General features: G+C 43.3%; 14 protein-coding genes and 1 pseudogene. 8 read left to right on the top strand and 7 right to left on the bottom strand.

Annotated elements, in window-relative coordinates; translation table 11 throughout:
• Window positions 1–130: 130 nt before the first annotated feature.
• Window positions 131–622, top strand: coding sequence for a hypothetical protein (locus tag ASD24_RS08585; RefSeq protein ID WP_056694456.1), 492 nt, complete (start codon window positions 131–133; stop codon window positions 620–622).
• 261 nt (window positions 623–883) lie between these two features.
• Here ASD24_RS08585 and ASD24_RS08580 read toward each other — a convergent pair whose 3' ends face one another.
• Both ASD24_RS08580 and ASD24_RS08575 read right to left on the bottom strand, forming a co-directional pair.
• Window positions 884–1714 (bottom strand): WYL domain-containing protein, encoded by an 831-nt coding sequence (locus tag ASD24_RS08580; protein ID WP_327205235.1) that lies wholly within the window; start codon window positions 1712–1714, stop codon window positions 884–886.
• The gene (locus ASD24_RS08575; RefSeq protein WP_056694452.1) at window positions 1698–3053 is read right to left on the bottom strand and encodes a helix-turn-helix transcriptional regulator; all 1356 of its coding nucleotides are present in this window, start codon (window positions 3051–3053) and stop codon (window positions 1698–1700) included. The genes ASD24_RS08580 and ASD24_RS08575 overlap by 17 nt, the downstream gene beginning before the upstream one ends.
• A 326-nt stretch (window positions 3054–3379) precedes the next feature.
• On the opposite strand from ASD24_RS08575, the gene ASD24_RS08570 reads away from it, so the two are divergent.
• From ASD24_RS08570 to ASD24_RS08545, 6 genes are all read left to right on the top strand, one after another.
• Complete coding sequence (locus tag ASD24_RS08570; protein ID WP_056694450.1) at window positions 3380–4171, top strand: nucleotidyltransferase domain-containing protein; 792 nt, start codon at window positions 3380–3382, stop codon at window positions 4169–4171.
• A gap of 89 nt (window positions 4172–4260) precedes the next feature.
• On the top strand, window positions 4261–5718 hold the full coding sequence (locus ASD24_RS08565; RefSeq protein ID WP_056694449.1) for a 3' terminal RNA ribose 2'-O-methyltransferase Hen1: 1458 nt from the start codon (window positions 4261–4263) through the stop codon (window positions 5716–5718).
• Window positions 5715–8396, top strand: a complete 2682-nt coding sequence (locus tag ASD24_RS08560) for a polynucleotide kinase-phosphatase (protein WP_082560336.1) — start codon at window positions 5715–5717, stop codon at window positions 8394–8396. Before ASD24_RS08565 ends, ASD24_RS08560 begins: the two co-directional genes overlap by 4 nt.
• Before the next feature lie 316 nt (window positions 8397–8712).
• Window positions 8713–9285 (top strand): GNAT family N-acetyltransferase, encoded by a 573-nt coding sequence (locus ASD24_RS08555; RefSeq protein ID WP_056694447.1) that lies wholly within the window; start codon window positions 8713–8715, stop codon window positions 9283–9285.
• A 74-nt stretch (window positions 9286–9359) separates the two neighbouring features.
• Window positions 9360–10844, top strand: coding sequence for a methyl-accepting chemotaxis protein (locus ASD24_RS08550; RefSeq protein WP_056694445.1), 1485 nt, complete (start codon window positions 9360–9362; stop codon window positions 10842–10844).
• A 230-nt stretch (window positions 10845–11074) separates the two neighbouring features.
• Window positions 11075–11326, top strand: coding sequence for a hypothetical protein (locus ASD24_RS08545; protein WP_056694443.1), 252 nt, complete (start codon window positions 11075–11077; stop codon window positions 11324–11326).
• 140 nt (window positions 11327–11466) lie between these two features.
• On the opposite strand, the gene ASD24_RS08540 is transcribed toward ASD24_RS08545, so the two are convergent.
• The 5 genes from ASD24_RS08540 to ASD24_RS08520 form a co-directional block, all read right to left on the bottom strand.
• Window positions 11467–12309, bottom strand: coding sequence for a hypothetical protein (locus ASD24_RS08540; RefSeq protein WP_056694441.1), 843 nt, complete (start codon window positions 12307–12309; stop codon window positions 11467–11469).
• A 645-nt stretch (window positions 12310–12954) separates the two neighbouring features.
• Window positions 12955–13437, bottom strand: coding sequence for a DUF5381 family protein (locus ASD24_RS08535; RefSeq protein ID WP_056694439.1), 483 nt, complete (start codon window positions 13435–13437; stop codon window positions 12955–12957).
• A 32-nt stretch (window positions 13438–13469) separates the two neighbouring features.
• Window positions 13470–13940, bottom strand: a complete 471-nt coding sequence (locus tag ASD24_RS08530; RefSeq protein ID WP_056694437.1) for a hypothetical protein — start codon at window positions 13938–13940, stop codon at window positions 13470–13472.
• A 35-nt stretch (window positions 13941–13975) separates the two neighbouring features.
• Window positions 13976–15043 carry a WXG100 family type VII secretion target gene (locus ASD24_RS08525; RefSeq protein WP_056694435.1) on the bottom strand — a complete coding sequence of 356 codons (1068 nt, stop codon included), beginning with the start codon at window positions 15041–15043 and terminating at the stop codon, window positions 13976–13978.
• 487 nt (window positions 15044–15530) lie between these two features.
• Window positions 15531–16199: a hypothetical protein gene (locus ASD24_RS08520; RefSeq protein WP_056694433.1), complete on the bottom strand. Its 669-nt coding sequence runs from the start codon at window positions 16197–16199 to the stop codon at window positions 15531–15533.
• Window positions 16200–16694: 495 nt separating this feature from the next.
• Here ASD24_RS08520 and ASD24_RS29890 point away from each other — a divergent pair.
• Window positions 16695–16802, top strand: a pseudogene (locus ASD24_RS29890) (methyl-accepting chemotaxis protein); the annotation flags it as partial.
• Window positions 16803–17425 lie beyond the last annotated feature (623 nt).

Raw genomic sequence — 17425 nt, 5'->3', positions numbered from 1 at the left:
GATGTTCTGTCGTTGCTCCTAGAGCAGACAGAACATTTTTAATTTGAAGCCTCTGCCTCTTTTATAACGTAAATAGATTAATTACGCTATAATGGTAGATTAGTATAAACTTGTAAGGAGGAGGGGTTCCATGGAGCTGTACTTCAAGGATAATTTTTTCAACGCTGGTTATACAGAAATTATGAATCAAGACCAAGAACAGGCAGGGCATTTGGATCTAAAAAGTGCCTTTGGATCATCTATAGATGTATTTGCCACGTCGGGCTTAATCTGCAGCGGTAAATTCCGGATGTTAACGAATCGATGGGATGTAACTTCTGCTGATGGAAGCCATTGGGGTGTACTGAGAGCAAGACTTAGCTTTTTTAGTAAAAAGTATGAATATGATGCTGGGTCTCGTGGTGTATATGAGGTGTCCGCACCGGCTTTCTCGCAGGAGTATGAGATTACCGGTATGGGTGGCAGGACGGTAGCCAGCTTCAGACGAACAAGCGGGTGGTTCAGTTCAGGCGCCTTTGTGCTTCACAATGATTCAGAACAGCTCGGTACTTATGAGTTGATCGCGGTGGTGATGGGTGTACATGCGATTAATAAGCGACGGAATTCGGCGAACAGTACGTAGGAAAATAAAGCTGGTATCGCATGATGCATATTGAATAATGCGTAATACCATGTATCAAAAACTAAACATCGTACACCACATTGCACATATAAAAGCATGGGCGATGTATCATACAACAAGCCTGGACATTGTGTCCAGGCTTGTTGTTGCAGGCACATATATATGAATCGTCCAATCACAAATTAGAGCTTATGACATATAACATATGTCGGCTTCTTAAGTAAGCTTTTTGTGCTGAGAATATCACATCATTTACTCCACCTAAGAAATGCCTGTGGTATGGCTCTCATCATACTGTGCTCGCTGAGACTCTGATTCACCCTCGGCTTCAGATTCCGCATAACGCGCTAGCACCTTAGAGGCCGTCTCCGCCATACGGTTGCGGAGCGAAGCATTGTCAGTGATCCGAACTCTTTTGCCCAGAAAGCGCATCTTGGATAGAACATAATCCATTTCTCCCCGTGGAATCGTGAGTATAATCCGGTAGGTTTGTTCGCCTTCATCATAGTCGACCTGCTTCTCGAAGCAGGAGAATGCGTACAGGATCCGCGACAGCTCCTGATTAAATTCAGGCAACACTTCAATGGTCACAGTTGTCTTTCGGTGTTCAGTTAATGTGGTAATCTTTTGTGCATACTTGGAAGCGAGAGCTGCTTCAATAGGTTCGGCTTCTACGGCAATGATACTGTGAAGCTTGGTAGCCATGAGCTTGTGAAAGCGCGGGGCATACCAGAGCACATACCATTCTTTTTTGACCATAGAGTATTCCAGCTTGTATGGAAATCCGAACTGGTCGTTGCTGATTCGTCCATTGCGGACACGTCCAGTTAAGCGAAACCCCTGATGATGTAATATCATCTGCCTTAAGGATTGGAGAAGTGGATGGGAGACGCTGTTCTCTACGCTTTTGGCTTTTTCCGTCAGGTAGTCCTGAAGGTTCAAGTCCTGCTCTGGTTCCAACATCTCCTGCAGTTTCTTAAGGGTCAAGGGACGTAGTGCCTCGAACGCCGCCGGATGCTTCAACATCAACCGCAGCCAAGCGCGTTCTTGTGATGTCCAAGTGAACAGCCCTGTCTCATTCAATCTCGTCATGATCTGGTAATTGAACATTTTCTCGAACAGGTTCATAGTACTGAGCAATCTCCTTCCATTCCTTAATCATTTCTTGACGTAGCCTGCGGGGAGCAAGCACTTCACAGCTAGAGCCGAAACTCCGCAGCCATGGTTTGATCTCAGTTGTACCGTTCACACGAATCTCATAGAGGAAAGTATCACTGCTTTCAGGCGTGATCGTACCCCATTGCCCTTGTAACTTCACACGATCCAATATGAAGTTGCGCTGACCATCGGTGGGGTGGAAGAAACGTGCTTGCACAGTAACGGTATTTCCGGTATCCACGAGCCAGCTGTAACGGCTAAGATCGGCCCATTTTGTTTTTAATTGATCCATATATGCTTCATTCGCCGCATCTTGCTCTTCGATCTGGGTAATGCCCTCCATCCGAAATTTCACAAATCCACGACGTCCTTGATATCCGACAACATACCAACGTCCATATTGATGGTCATAGACCACCTCCAGGGGAAGGATGCGGTTCAGACGTCCCTCAGCTTCTCGTTCAAATAACGGATTCGTGTTCTGTGAGCTGTAGCTAGATGGCTTCTTAGGGGAATAGTAGATAAACTGAACCCATTTCCGCTGCCGAATTGCACCAAGTAAGGTGTATAAATGCGCTTCGTCCAAGATGCGTGAGTAGTAGTGGTATTTATAGATAAAAGGCTCAGTAGCTTCTTCTTGCGGATAACTTAGGGCAATCGCCTTTTTGAGACTATCCCGTAGTAAATATCCTTGAACAGAAGGAACCTGAGTGTTCGCCATAATATCCACAAAATCATATAGTTCCAGTTGTTCCTCAGCCGTGAGTTTCGTCAAGATATCCTGTTGCAGAAGATACCGATAGGGTCTGCCGCCAGGTTCCTTGCGAATAACGCCAACCTCTTCCAGATATTTAAGATCCGAACGAATCGTTTTCTCATCAGGCAGTGCCATGTCCTCAGGCAGATCTTCGCAGCAGGCATCGAGAAGTTCCATAGCGGTTAGAGCTGTTTGCTGAAGCGCATGTAAAAGAAGAACAAGCCGCTTAACCTCCGTCTCTTTCATTGACTTGGCGCGAAATAGGAAGAGCAGCATAGGCTCTGCCGACTCGCCATATTGGAAGCGAGCCAGATCATTCATTTCTTTGCCTGGCTCTGAATCTGTGCGTTGTTCTGAGACGGTCTGCATAATCTCTTTTAATCGACGTGTGGTCTTATCGAAGGTATGTATTGAAATGCCAAGGCGCTCGGCATATTGCTTACGATTATATGCACCACTTGTTAGGGATAACATACGAAGAAACTGAATTTCTTTGTCAAAGCTCTCTTTTGCCATAATACTCACTCCTTGTTGGCTCAGATCCAGGTGAATAGGTAGAGATTCTCCCACTGTTAGTTTGTAAAATGTTTTGCAAGTGCGTGTTCAAACAGGGTCGAATGCTAGTTCCGAGAAGACGTCTCGTATCCTCTTATTGTAACAGGAACATAGGCAGCTTTCATTTTATATGTGTCTGTCGCCATACTTTCACCATGTTCCTGACGTCCAAGAAGAGGCATAATCAAACCATAGGTTTGAGCAGACGATTACATGAGAGCAAATAGGATCACAAACCCACGAAGAATCGGGAGCTATGCATCGTATCGCCAAAGGAGGGAAATACAATGAACGTAATTAGTGAAGAAATGCGATCAATGATTCATCAGCAATTGGAGCAGATTGAACGGGAAGAGCAGGTTCAGATCCTCTATGCTTGCGAGTCAGGCAGTCGTGCTTGGGGATTCCCCTCACAGGATAGTGATTACGATGTACGCTTTATCTATGTGAGACCGCTGGAATGGTATCTCTCTATTGAAGAGGGACGAGATGTTATTGAACGGCCCATCAATGATCAGCTTGATATTAACGGTTGGGATTTGCGTAAGGCGCTGAAGTTATTCCGTAAATCGAATCCCCCGCTGCTGGAGTGGTTGCAATCGCCGATCCAGTACTTGGAGAAGTCTAGTATAGCAGGGCAGATTCGTGCAAAGTCGCCACTAACGTTCTCGTCTAAATCTTGTATGTTTCATTATCTCAATATGGCAAAAGGAAATTTCCGGGATTACTTGCAGGGGAATCAGGTGAAGATTAAGAAGTATTTCTATGTCCTGCGTCCACTACTTGCCTGTGGCTGGATTGAGCGATATGAGACGATGCCGCCAATGGAGTTCGAACGATTAGTTGAAGATCTGATTCCTGCAGGGGATCCTTTATCTATAGAGATTCATGACCTGCTGCGCCGTAAAAAAGCAGGAGATGAGCTTGATATCGAGCCGCAGTTGCCTGCGATCCAAGCATTTTTGACAGAACAGATCGAGCACTATGAACAGATTGCCTCACAGATGGCAAGAGAGGATGCCGTACAGGTTCAGGAACTGGATCGTATCTTTCGTTTGGCACTGCAAGAAGTATGGTGAATAGATTAAAAAGCCTGAAAACCGACTTTATGAACAACCTCTTTATGAACACACACTTATAGAACGGATTAACGAAGGAGGAAGCATCGATGCACCTTATTTTACAAGCAAGTGGGGAAGACGCGGCAGTGGTGTCTCATTTGCTCGCGAAGAACCCTAACAATATATACGATCGGACAGACAAAGGCGTGCGCGTCAGAATGGTTTACACCCGCGCAACGTCTAGTGAGACGGAAGTGTTAATTCATGCAGAGCCTGATCCAGTAGATCTGGTGAGAGGTAGCCCCGACGGTTACGATATCACGCAATATATCAATGATCGGGAATTTGTGACAAGCAGTCTATTCTGCTCCTACATACGTTCAGCACTTGGCACAGCTTTGAACGGTAAACCGAAGGAAGAATATACGAAATGGGTGGAGCATCCTTTTGACCTGCAATTATCCTTCGGACCGGTAGCTTCGGATTTACCTGATCGCGTGGTGGAAGAGTTATTTTCCCACTTAGGGTATGCCGTTACTTTGGAACGAGAAGAGCTGTCCTATTCCTTCGATCTGAAGAAGAGAAGCAGTGTAAGACGCATCATTCTTCGTGGTCAGGAGACCGTGCAAAATGCACTGCGTCAGTTATTTCTATTGATTCCGGTGTTGGATAACTATAAGCACTATTTCATCAGCGAGGATGAGATTGATAAAATTAAACGTTACGGTGACGGCTGGCTGGAGACCCATCCGCACAAGGAACTTATTGTTAAACGTACCTTACGATTCGCTGAACTTATAAGGAAATATGAGTCGAAGGAAGGTAGGTTGTCTATCTCAGACAACAAGCCGCTCAGCGCAGAAGACGTGGAGAATGACAGAAATGAATTAGCCGAGCGTTCAAACGAGGCATCAACAGAGGCATCAACAGATGATGTCCTAACGGACGACTTGAATGAGTTGCGATACCGTGCCATTACGGAGGTGGTCGCTCGTTTGCCACACAGACAGAGAATCGTCGACATGGGCGCGGGAGAAGGGAAGTTATCGGCAAGGCTGGCGACCATTGCAGGGGTAGAGTCTATTCTGGCAGTGGAGCCTTCTGGTCAATCCCGTCTACGTGCGATGGAACGATTTGCGAAGCTGGAGGGTCGTCATGGGGTCTTTGCGATGCCAGAGCCGATCATCGGATCACTATTTTATTTTGATGAACAGATGCAGCATCAGGATGTCATGATTCTGTGCGAAGTCATTGAGCATATTGAGGCGTACCGCCTAGATGGAATTATGAATACGCTGCTTCAGGAATATCAGCCAGAAGTCTTGATCGTGACCACACCGAATAAGGAATACAATGACGTCTATGCGATGGAGCAGGAGAGCTTCCGTCACCACGATCATCGTTTCGAATGGACACGCGCTGAACTGGCTGAACGATGTGTGGAATGGTCGGCAGGCACGAATTACACCTATACGATCCAAGGCATTGGTGAACAGGTAGAAGGTTATGGACAGCCTACACAGATGATTATTTTTGGGCGCAGAGAGGAGGGACACCAACAATGAGAGAGGACAAGAAGCAGGTAACATCAAGAGCAGGAGAAGTATCTAGTCCGAAGGGTCACGAAGTACCTCGCACAGAGCGGAAAAATCGGGAGATCAAGCTGCCACATGCGGGAGTTGTGGTACTCGTTGGACCGTCAAACAGTGGCAAAACGACATTGCTGGATCGTTTAGCGAGGGAAGGCGTCATCCGGCGGACGGAAGCGGTCTCGTCAGATCAGTTCCGGATGCTAGTGGGCGATGAAGAATATATGGAGTGGAAGAACCGTCCACGTAGCGAGGCGGATGTGTTATATGCCGAATATCAGCAGGTATCAGCGAAGGCGTTTGAGGCAATGGAAGCTATCGTAAGTACGCGTTGCCGCCTGAATAAGCTGACGTGGATTGATGCAACGCACCTATATCCGGAAGATCGAGAACGCCTTATTCGATTGGCAAGAAAAGCACACGTACCTGTGATCGCCATCGTACTAGATATTCCAGAGAAGGAGCTGTTGGAACGGGACAACCAGCGGGAGTATCCGCGTGGACGGCAACGGGTGAAGCAGCAGGTACAGCAATTTAAGCGTTCATTACGCTCTGTTCGTGAAGAAGGATTCGATGCGAATTATATCCTGAAACAGCCGGATGAGATCACATTTGTTCGGACAACGAACCCACTTGTGCTGGATATGGGAGCAGGAGTGGATATCATCGGAGATATTCACGGGTGCTATGAAGAGATGATGGAATTAATCGTCAAGTTGGGATATGTGAGAGGTGAGACCGGGCTATACCAGCACCCAGACGGACGTAAGCTTGTTTCGGTTGGGGATGTATCGAGTCGTGGGCCTGAATCTCTCAAGTGTTTGATATTCTGGCAACAGCATTGCACGGCAGGGCTTGCTTATATGATTGATAGTAATCATGGTTGGAAAATTGCACGTTATCTGGATGGTCGCGATGTCACGCTTAGTCATGGAGATGAACTTGTAGAAGCTGAGCTGATTCAACTGGAACAAGCCCAAGGCACAGATCAGGCACAGCAAGTGCGAGCAGAACTGCGAGACTTTTTGCTCGAAGCATCGTCACATCTGGTGTTCACCCAGAACGGTGTACGGCAGGTGGTCGTTGCCCATGCAGGGATACGAGATCATTTTATAGGAAAACAATCCAAGCGCATTCAAGATTACTGCCGATATGGTGATGTAGAAGGGACAGATGTGGAAGGTCGTCCTATTCGCAAAGATTGGTATGTAGACCATACTTCTGGTGAGTGCATCGTCTGGGGACATGACCCTCGTCCATATCCTACGATTGTGAACGACACCGTCAACATTGACCAAGGGGTAGTATTTGGTGGCATGCTGACAGCGTGGCGCATGCCTGAGCGGGAATCAGTTAGTGTACCTGCCCGGAAGGATTATGCCGAGGATCGCAACAGCCCATTATTACGTTGGGAAAGAAAACGTTTGTCGCCGCCGAATTTGCGTAAATTCAAGGAAGGTTTTACCGTACAAACGAATTCGCGGATGGATGTAACGATACATGGCGAGGTTGCACAAACGGCGATTGATACGTTCTCCCATTTCACCGTGCCTCTCGAAGAGCTGGTATACATTCCGCCAACAATGAGTCCACCGCCGGTAGCTTCTTCGGTAGAAGGTTATCTGGAGCATCCACAGGATGCCTTCCAGTATTATCGCTCACAAGGCGTTACCCGTATGATTGCTGAGAAAAAACATATGGGAAGCCGCGCCATACTGCTGATTTTCCGTGATGAGGAGGTAGCGCGGCAGCGAGTAGGTCGACCAATGCTCGGAAACATCGTGACTCGTACAGGCAGATCCTTTTTTGATCCAGCAACAGAGCAATTGGTATTGTCCAGACTACATGCGGACTTGAGCGCAGATGGTTATTTTGAGCGGCATCAAACCGAATTTGTATTACTTGACGCCGAGATTGTGCCATGGAACTTGAAGGCAAGGGAGCTAATCGCTTCACAGTATGCGCATGTGTCTGAATCGTCTCTTGTAGATCGTAACATCATGGTGGATAAACTTCGGGAAGCGGAGAAGGCGGGTCGTGATGTAACCAAATGGTTACAGGAGACTGAACTTAAGCTTGTGAATGCCCAGACATTTCGCGATGTATTCCAGTACTATTGCTGGGATGTAAATGATATTGGCGATATTCGGATTGCCCCGTTCCATACGTTGGCACACAGCACGGGGACATTCTGGGAGCAGACGCATGAATGGCATATGGAGCAGAATCGTGAGTTTGCCCGAATCTCCCCATTGATGATGGAAACAGAATACCGTATCATCGCTGACGAGACAGATGAGGCAGACATTATTCGTTGGTGGGATGAAATGACCGCAGAAGGTCATGAAGGGATCGTAATCAAACCGGAGACGTTCCGTACCTGGAACGGAAACAAAATGATTCAGCCTGCCATCAAAGTTAGAGGACGCGCCTATTTGCATATCATCTATGGTATGGATTATCTTGCTCCTGAGAACTTATCACGCCTTCGGAAACGCAAAACGTCCAAAAAAGAAAGACATGCCCTCATGGAGAGTGCTTTGGGAATGGAAGGGATCGAGCGTTTCGTACGGGGCGAATCGGTGGAGCGGATTCATGAATGTGTACTTGCCACATTGTCCCTCGAATCAGATCGAATAGACCCACGATTATAGAATGAGGTTATTGAGTACGGGGTTATAGAGTGCGAGTGTAGAGATGTAATTGAATCGGATAGCCTCATACACTAGGTTGAGCATCTGGGATTATTCGTTAATTAAATCCAAATAAAGTAATGTGATTTGAATGTTTTCATTCAAGTTACATTGCTTTTTTCTTTTTTTTCAGAGGCACAAACCGTTGGTACTTAACCCTTTAGGCTTGTTTGAAGCAGGGGAGAGCCTTTAATCCACCTAAATATTTCCTCTATCGGTTCCGATAATATGTATGAATGTATTTTATTGTGAATGACTCAGAAAGGAAGCGGAGACCTTGTTCAAAAGGGTAGAGAGTGAAGTGGAACTGGCCATGTTCAACGGGATATGGACAACTGTCTGGACAGAAAAAGGATTCGAGCTTGAATTTTCAGAGGAAATTCTGGAAAGATACGTGGTGATTACGGAGGAAGGATACTATGTAGGGACAACGGAGATCAAGCCGTATTCTGAGGATAGCTCCATTAATGAAATTGGATCATTCCACACGCATCCCATGATTCAAGAGAACCTGAAAAAGGTTGCAGAGATTGATAAAATGGCAGTTTTGTCGAGCTTTCGGGGGCAATATGTTGCCGAATTGTTGTCCGCAATCGTTCATTATGCGGAGAAGAACGGTATAACGTATTTCGTCATGTTGCTTGAACCTACGCTGATGCGTGCGTTGCGAGTCTCATATCATTTGCCGATTAATAAGGTTGCGGGAAGGGTGTTCTATAAGGGTGAAGACGTTATTCCCTCCATTGTGGATGTGAGAGATGTATATATGCATAAGGAACGGTATTCGTGGATTATTCAATCGGAATCAGATTCAGCCTTGGTGTCTAAGGGACTACAATTGTCCCAGTAAACTTCATTTATAAGATCTTACATAGGTTATTCATGGTATTTCAATGGGAGTACTTTACAGAGGGGAGAAACATCATGGTTAAGGGAGCTCTGACGGAGCTAGACAAACGTAACCGGCTATTCATCAAAATTTTGTGGATCATGCTTGCGTTTAGTATCGTTACGGATATTATGATTGGACTGGGCATGAATATTATTTTGATGCTGGTGGGTATAGGAGGTACATCATGTGCTGTGGCTACATTCATGACATACAAGCGAATCTGGGTTACATCGATTAAATATTTTATCGCTTGTATCGTAACATTGATTGTTGTCATGCTGATCGTATTCGATCCGAATCCGGTCATTAGTACGTATTTCTTAGTTTATGTGAATTTGGCGATTATGGCGCTGTATGCAGACTATAAGACGATCATATTTACAGGAGTACTGGGTGCAGGCGTGAGCACGTACATATTTATGTTACCGGAGTATGGAGATCGACTGTTTGCAGGGGATTCGCTCTTGTACTTGTATCTGTACCTTGGATTTGCGACAGCTGCATTAGCTTTTGGCGCGAACTTTAGTCAATGGTTACAAAAGCAGGTCACCGAGAGACAGCAGGAGACGCTGGAAGCGAAGAAGGTTGCGGATCATCTGCTTGAGCAATTGAAGGCATCCGTTCTGACACTGGATCAGTTCAGTAACAATCAGCAAGAGGGTGTACGTACAACAGGAGAAATCAGTAAAGAAGTCACCCTCAGCTTCACGGAGATGACATCGTCCATTGAAGCACAGACCGGTAGTGTCATGAGAGTAAACGAGACATCACAGACGATCAATCAGACGGTAGGTACATTACTCGATGGTACACGTGAGCTACAGAATTATGCAGCGGAGAATACTAGACTTACCGAGCAGAGCAGCACTCAGATGGGCGTGTTATCTGCTGACGTGGAGAACGTACATCAGATGATGGGCAGTACAGTAGAGATGATGCAAAAGCTTAACAGTGATAATGAACGAATCAGCTCCATTGTCAGTGTCATTCAGGAGCTCGCAGAACAGACGAATCTACTTGCATTGAATGCCGCGATTGAAGCAGCACGAGCAGGTGAGCATGGCAGAGGGTTCGCCGTTGTATCCGATGAGGTACGCAAGTTAGCAGATAGCTCAAGAAAAGCGGCGGCTGAGATTGATGGCATACTATCCAATATTCGTTCGCAGATCAGTGGACTACATGGACAGGTTGTTCATGGGCAGACTGCTGTAGCCACCAGCAGAACAGTTTCACAGGAAGTGAGCGACCTTATTGAGCAGATCCATGAGAATATGGAGCGGATGAAGGAGCACACCGATCGTGTAGGTGAATCGTCGAACCATCTGCATGTACAGCAGAATGAAATGGTAGATAGTATGTCTCACATTGCGGGGATTACGCAGGAGAATATGGCTTCTGTAGAGGACATGCATCAAAATATGCGAACGCAGGATTCCAAAATGACAGACATGATTAGTGATTACGCTAAACTAGATCAGTTGATTACAAGTATGAAGAAACTGGTTGCTACTTCATAATCGAGAGAGAGGCCTTAAGGGCCTCTCTTTTTATGTTGGAAAAATGGGAGTTTTGGATCAATATAACTAACCTAAGCCCTATATCCATTCCTTCCAATCTGGGTAATAATTATAGATGTAGTTCAAAATAAAGCTATTTGATTCCGAGGGATGTCTACGGCATCTTTTTGAACATGTATGATGAATTTGTGGCATTGGAATCTCACTAGTAACGATAGGGGGTAACCTGTATGGCGTCAATGATTCTACTGGTGAAACAGACGGAGGACGATGAAAAGGTTATTTATCGATTCGGACCGAATGAGCGGAAGATGGGACTCATTGAGATGAATAAGATTAAGGAAAGTGTGAAGGAACTGGAGCCTGTTCAGGTGGACGGCATGAGTTCAAGTTTTTACTTCAATCGAGCCGCTCAGCGATTGGTGCGATGTTTGTTCAGAGAAGGCGGGAAGTTTCCAGAACGAACATCGTTTGAATCATAGTCCGTCTTGGATCTTCTAGTAAGAAGGCTGAGCAGACCATTGGCATAGCATTAAGCACCAACTGAATAGGTGCAAAATAGAAGAAGTCCAAGCGCAACGGAGAATAGTTGCACTTGGACTTCTTCGTGTTGGATAGTGGTTTAAGGATGGGAGACAGGAACTGCGAAGCGGTCGATCCATGACCGTAATTGTGTACGAAAGGACGCTCTGGAATGTTGGATAATCTCGATGCTGGCTTCACTTTCGTTACTAGCGTTATTATTGGAAATGCTCCAGAAGCCTTCTTCAGTATGAAGCATAAGCAGAGCTTGATCTGGCAAAGGGATCTCCGTTTGGTCACTGGTGTAACGAATAATACTAAGGTTATCCACTTGACGACCAGACGCTTCGAAGGACTCATGCCAACGCGTTAGTAACTCATGCGATTCCGTGGGAATTTCCCAATCATTCATGAGGGTATCTAACGCAGTGCGGTTATCCTCGTTCGTAAGTACGTTCCATTGTTCCTCTGTTAGCTTGAATTGAGTGGGCTGTTCAATGAATGGCTCCTGTTGCCCTGTGTAGAACCGGAATAGCTCTTCCTCCCATTCCTTCGGTTCTGTCCATGTGAACAGGTGAACGCGTTGATCCACTGCCAAGTGATATAAGTATTTATCGTTGTTATCTGTACCTTGGTGGATGGTTAATACTTTTTCTTGCTCAAGGCTATCGGAATAGGCGCGAATCATGCCGCGGCTTTGGGCAAAATGCATCAGCATCTTCAGAAACTCTGGCTCGATCTCAATCTCCGTTTCTTCCATACGTACGATAAGTCCTTTGGATAACAGGCTGTGAGACGCTGCTCGCAGAACAAGTTCCCAGTGCTGTTCAGATAATTCACCATACATTGGTTTGAGAAGCCCGGCGGCAATGTCTTCTGCGCCAAGCGTGGCGAGCGCAAATCCGAATTCTTCGATAGATAGGGTAACTAGAGGTTTAGCCATGAGTTTAATCGCCTTCTTTCGATTAGATGAGTGTGTAGGGAATGTGTGATGAGAAACATGCGTGACTACTTTCGGTTTTTGTATAGAGATGCCAGTTAGTTCTCAACCTTACGATGTTTATTATGAGACCAAGCTGTACGTAATTTCTTTGCACCATCTGTAAATTGTTGATTCGTTAGAAGGTGATAAGTAGACATGTCGACATGGGATCGATCTAAAAGAGTGAAGCGGTATAACCTAGATACCGGTTGCGCTATATTGTTAATAGTATCTTCCACCACCTCAATACGCTTAATATCAGACCAGGGAAGGGATCTACCGTCTCTGGCGGTCACCCTATATTGGTCGAATGAGATAAGAGTTGTTTTGGCGAATAGAAGAACAGTAAGTTTACATAACGCAGGACCAACAAACCAGATCGATAAAACGAAATCTCAGAACGTAATAGAGGGGAGCGAACCAGCCAAACTCACCCTGTTCCGGTGCTAATATAAGATAAATTCCAAATAAAACTGCGGATAAAGCAATCAGAAATCTTCCCAGTGCTACTGATCGACTAAACGTAATGGACTCCATGGATTGCTGATCACTCACTCCCCTTTGACAAAGGTGTAATTCATTTGAAACTTACGTCCAATTCCTGCATTATTTTATTTGCTTTTTGGAAGGTGATTTACGTTCATTCCAGGTTTTGCGAAGCATTTTAAGAATATCGTTTTCCTGATGTTTCAGTAGACTGTACGTATAGATTTTATGACGCTGTCCGTTATGCATTTTCAAGTCATAGTAGGATGGGGTAGGTTGAATCCATTTATTGATTCCCGGCGCAACCAATTGAATCGTTTGAATCTCCTTCCAAGGCAGGTGTTCTCCAGATTCGGTCTTAATACCAGACTCGTCAAAGCCAAACAATACATTGGAGCCAAATGCTCTAATGATGTTCCACACGAATAGCCGTCCAATAAACCAAAAGCTTAAGAAGGCAGCACTACTAAAATAGAAGGTTTGTAGAGGACTGTTCTCCCCGAAGATCACGTCACCAATCAAGACAAATCCAGCAATAATAAATAGAGCAGAAATTAATGCATGACGTATAGCAAATTTGCGCTGGTATGTAACGTACTGCATGGATAGCCTCCAAAAACTAGAATCGAAGTACACTACTTGTCTTTATATAGATGCCAACGTTGACGTAGCATTCCCAAATAAGTGGTTTGTTCTTTCTGTGTGAGCAGATGGAATGTACTTATATCTTCATGCTTATTATGGTGTAGATGAAGCCGGTAAAATGGAGGCGAATGTTGTGCCCATTTACGAAGAAAGGGACGTTTGAGTTCAATTCTTGTAATGGTTTTCCAAGGAATAGATTTACCATTGTTTAGTAGGATTTGTGTTTTGTCCCAACGAACGAGTATGGGTTCGTTAGCTACTGCGATCCAAGTTAAAGAAAACCAAGCTGGGCCAAAAAACCAGAAACATAAAAGTGAAGCTGAACCGTAGTATGCATATTGGAAGATGTTGAGATTAGCTGTCAATACTTCGTATAAAAGTATGAAAGCAACTAAAATGAATATAAAGCAGACAAAAGACTTGTAAAAAGCTGTCTTTCTATTATAGGTTATTGATTCCATAACTCCTCCTGACGAAAAGAGATCCTTTATACCCCTTACTTGAATAATCCACTAACCCACCGTATACCTTTCTCAGCCACTTTAGCAATGCTATCCCCTACAATTGCTCCAATTGCTCCACCTGCATAAGCCCCGATAGCTCCACCTGCCGGACCTAATGCTAATCCGAAAGTTCCTCCGACTAAAGAACCTACACCGGCAGAGGCAGATTTAATTAAAACGTTGGAAGTGGATACAGCAAGGTCTGTTTTGGTTAAGGTTCCATCTTTAATCTTAGATACTGTTTTGATACTTTCATCAATAACGTTCAATCCAACATTGATAGGAAATAGTTTTTTACCAATCATTTTTGGTATTGAAGAGGTTTTCATTCCAATACTGCCTTTATGGACACCTGCAATGACATTTCGAGTCCACTGTGTAAAGCTGTTTGCTTTATTGAATCCCAGACCTAGACCGTCCATTTTTAACTTGGTAGTTAAATGATCAAACCCTTTTAACCCCTTCATAACTAACCCCGGTTTTCGGAATTGTTTATCTATGTTGCGAGCCATGCGGCTTAGGAATGTATCACCTTTTCCTTTTACCCATTTAGCTGTATGAACAGCTGTTCCATTTCGTTTTGTAGCACTTTCATTGAACTGAATTGTCTTTGTTAATACTAAAGAAGTTGCTGTAATTGCATGTAAAACAGTTCCTGATTTAGCGAGATTCCCTTGTATGGAATTTAGTACATCCCAAGACTTACTACCTTGATCATACAGATCCGATAACGTTGTTTTAACATCTTTGCCAGAAGGAGACTGACCTCCATTTGCCTGCACACCTTGTCCCTGAGACTGATCCGCTTGGGCGAAACGAGTGGCAATCGTATTCAGCTCTGTGCCGATGGAAGATACCGAAGTAGAGAAGTTCGCCATTTGCCGATGTGCCACTTGAAAATTCTGAAAGAAACGCTCCTGTGTGATTCCGGACCATTGACTCTGTAATGAACTAATATGTCTGCTCAGGTTGCTAATCATATTTCTGCTTTGTACCGAAGCTTGCGCAAATTGCTTGGAGATATCCTGAAGCTTCTCAGGAGGGACAACAATTCTTGTCACGACATTCACCTCGCGAAAATGATAATGAAGACATTCTACAGATTATGTATATATGAAAATAATTCAACTCTAAGGGATAATTACCCAATAATTTTAATGGTCGAAACGTGCTTTCGCAACGGATAAGAGGCATTTGACGCACAAAACAGTTCTATGGTCAGGCTAAATGAGGAGTCGTGCTAAGACTTTATTCCTGCAACCGGGACGAATGAAGCTGAATGAGAAAAGCCCACTTATTGAAGTTTTTGCTTGAATTTTAGGCAATAGCCAATTCCTAATGAATGGGTCTTTAGTCTTTTTTTAAAATATTTAAAAACACCCTATAAGATGCACTTAATCAAAGTGTCCATCTTATAGGGTGAATTTCATTGCAAAAGCCCTCTTTTCACATAGTTTCTTATGCGGGGGAGAGTGAGTTAGGATAGTTGTTGTAATGTTATTTAGAAATAAGTATAAGATTCAAAGGGAGAGACTAGAGATACATCTATTAGATACAACCTGGTATCCCTCCTTGTGTAGTATTCCATTCTTTTGTTGTATTAACTGTTGTTGTTGTTACTTTAACCAGTCCCGTATTAAAAAGTGTTAACCATGAATCGACTTTAACGGTGGCTTTCATTTCCACTTTTTCTCCATCACTAATAACTTTAGCCCCGACATTTTTACTAGCTATTGTAAAACTTATCAAGGGGTTATCAGTGTTATTATTGACGGAAACAGTTGCGTTATTAGCAGAAGTATACTTGTTCCATGAATAATTCGCAGCTACTTCATATGATAGATCAAATGAACCGCCAAGATTAGTTGTGTAGTATAGCATTTTCAAACCTGTACAAAAATTAGAGTTCGTTTGAGTTGCTAAACTATTAAAATTTTCTGTTGTTATAACTTCTTTTGGAGACTGTTCTAATTGGACAAGGGCCTGTTGTAATTCTCCCAGAGTAACAGGTTCAACAGAGTCATCTGAAATAGTATCAGAACTTACTAGATTACTAGGATCTAATCCGAGATATTCCATTATTTGACTAGCATTCTCTTTAGTAACGACGGTGTCAGAAGATAGTGCTCCACTTGCACTTGCCGTTAAACCAAGCGGGAGAGTTAAAACGATAGATAAACATAGAGCACTACATAAAGTGAAAACTTTTTTCAACATTTACATTAACTCCTTTTTTTTCCATGTTAACATATATAATGGAAATGGAATGCTGTTTTTTAGTTTTATTTTTGATCAAATTGTGAACTTAGTAATGAATTTTAGAAGTAATATCTATACCTATTCGTAGTGAAAAATGATATTCTAGGGTCGGATACACACCTATATTAATATAATTTAAATTCCTTCAAGGCGGTTCAATAAAGGTATCTGCATTCCCATAGGCATTCATGGATTCAAGAAACTCTTGCATATGAGAATACAGCCAGCGAATCTTTTCTATTTGTAAATTATGGTTGGAAGAAGTATAAATGTACTAACGATTAATTGAATGTAGTCTTAGCTTAAGATAAGAGGAGTTTTAAGGCGTTTTCTCATTAATTTAGAGGGGTTATATACTTAATTTCACAAATATGTTAGTTTTAGAGATTATATATTGTGTATACAATAATGACAAGAAGGAAGGTATATATAAATGGAATCTGTAGAAATAGGGATGCCTCCATTGAGGCGGCTCGGGCAGGTGAAGCTGGACGTGGGTTTGCCGTTGTCGCCAATGAGGTAAACAAGCTCGCCGAGCAGTCCGCACAGTCGGTGAAACATNACTTAATTTCACAAATATGTTAGTTTTAGAGATTATATATTGTGTATACAATAATGACAAGAAGGAAGGTATATATAAATGGAATCTGTAGAAATAGGGTTAAAAGTATTATTTCTTATAATATTTATTTCACTATTTTTTGGTTTGCTCAGTTTTCTTGTAAAAAAATATTCAATCAGTTCATTTGATAAAATTATAGTTAAATTAATTTCCTTAATGAAAAAAATCAGTAAAAGAGATTAGAGTCTGTCTATAAAAGCAATTAGATAAAATCTATTTAATCGAAGTTAGGTGTGATAGGAGAACGTTCCGATATCTTCTTTATTAAGGAATATTCACTAAATATTATGTTGGTAGAATTCACTGGAGAGTAGAGTTCAAGCATGTCGCTCAGGGGCTTCAGATTAAGCAACCTTAAACATCAGTTTTTGTTCAGGGGGTGCATATGTCTAAATTTGATTCCATTGGTGTCATGCATACTCAGTATCAAGAGTGGACTTTACTAAAAACACGAGAAAATATTTATTTTTAATTACGCTATTGGAGACGATTGAATATCAACAACAGTATTATGAGAGCATATGGGAAAACAAATTATCAAAATATGCTAATCATTAAAATA

The organism is Paenibacillus sp. Root52, from assembly GCF_001426865.1.
Classification (GTDB): domain Bacteria; phylum Bacillota; class Bacilli; order Paenibacillales; family Paenibacillaceae; genus Paenibacillus.
This window is presented reverse-complemented; position numbering and strand designations above follow the sequence as displayed.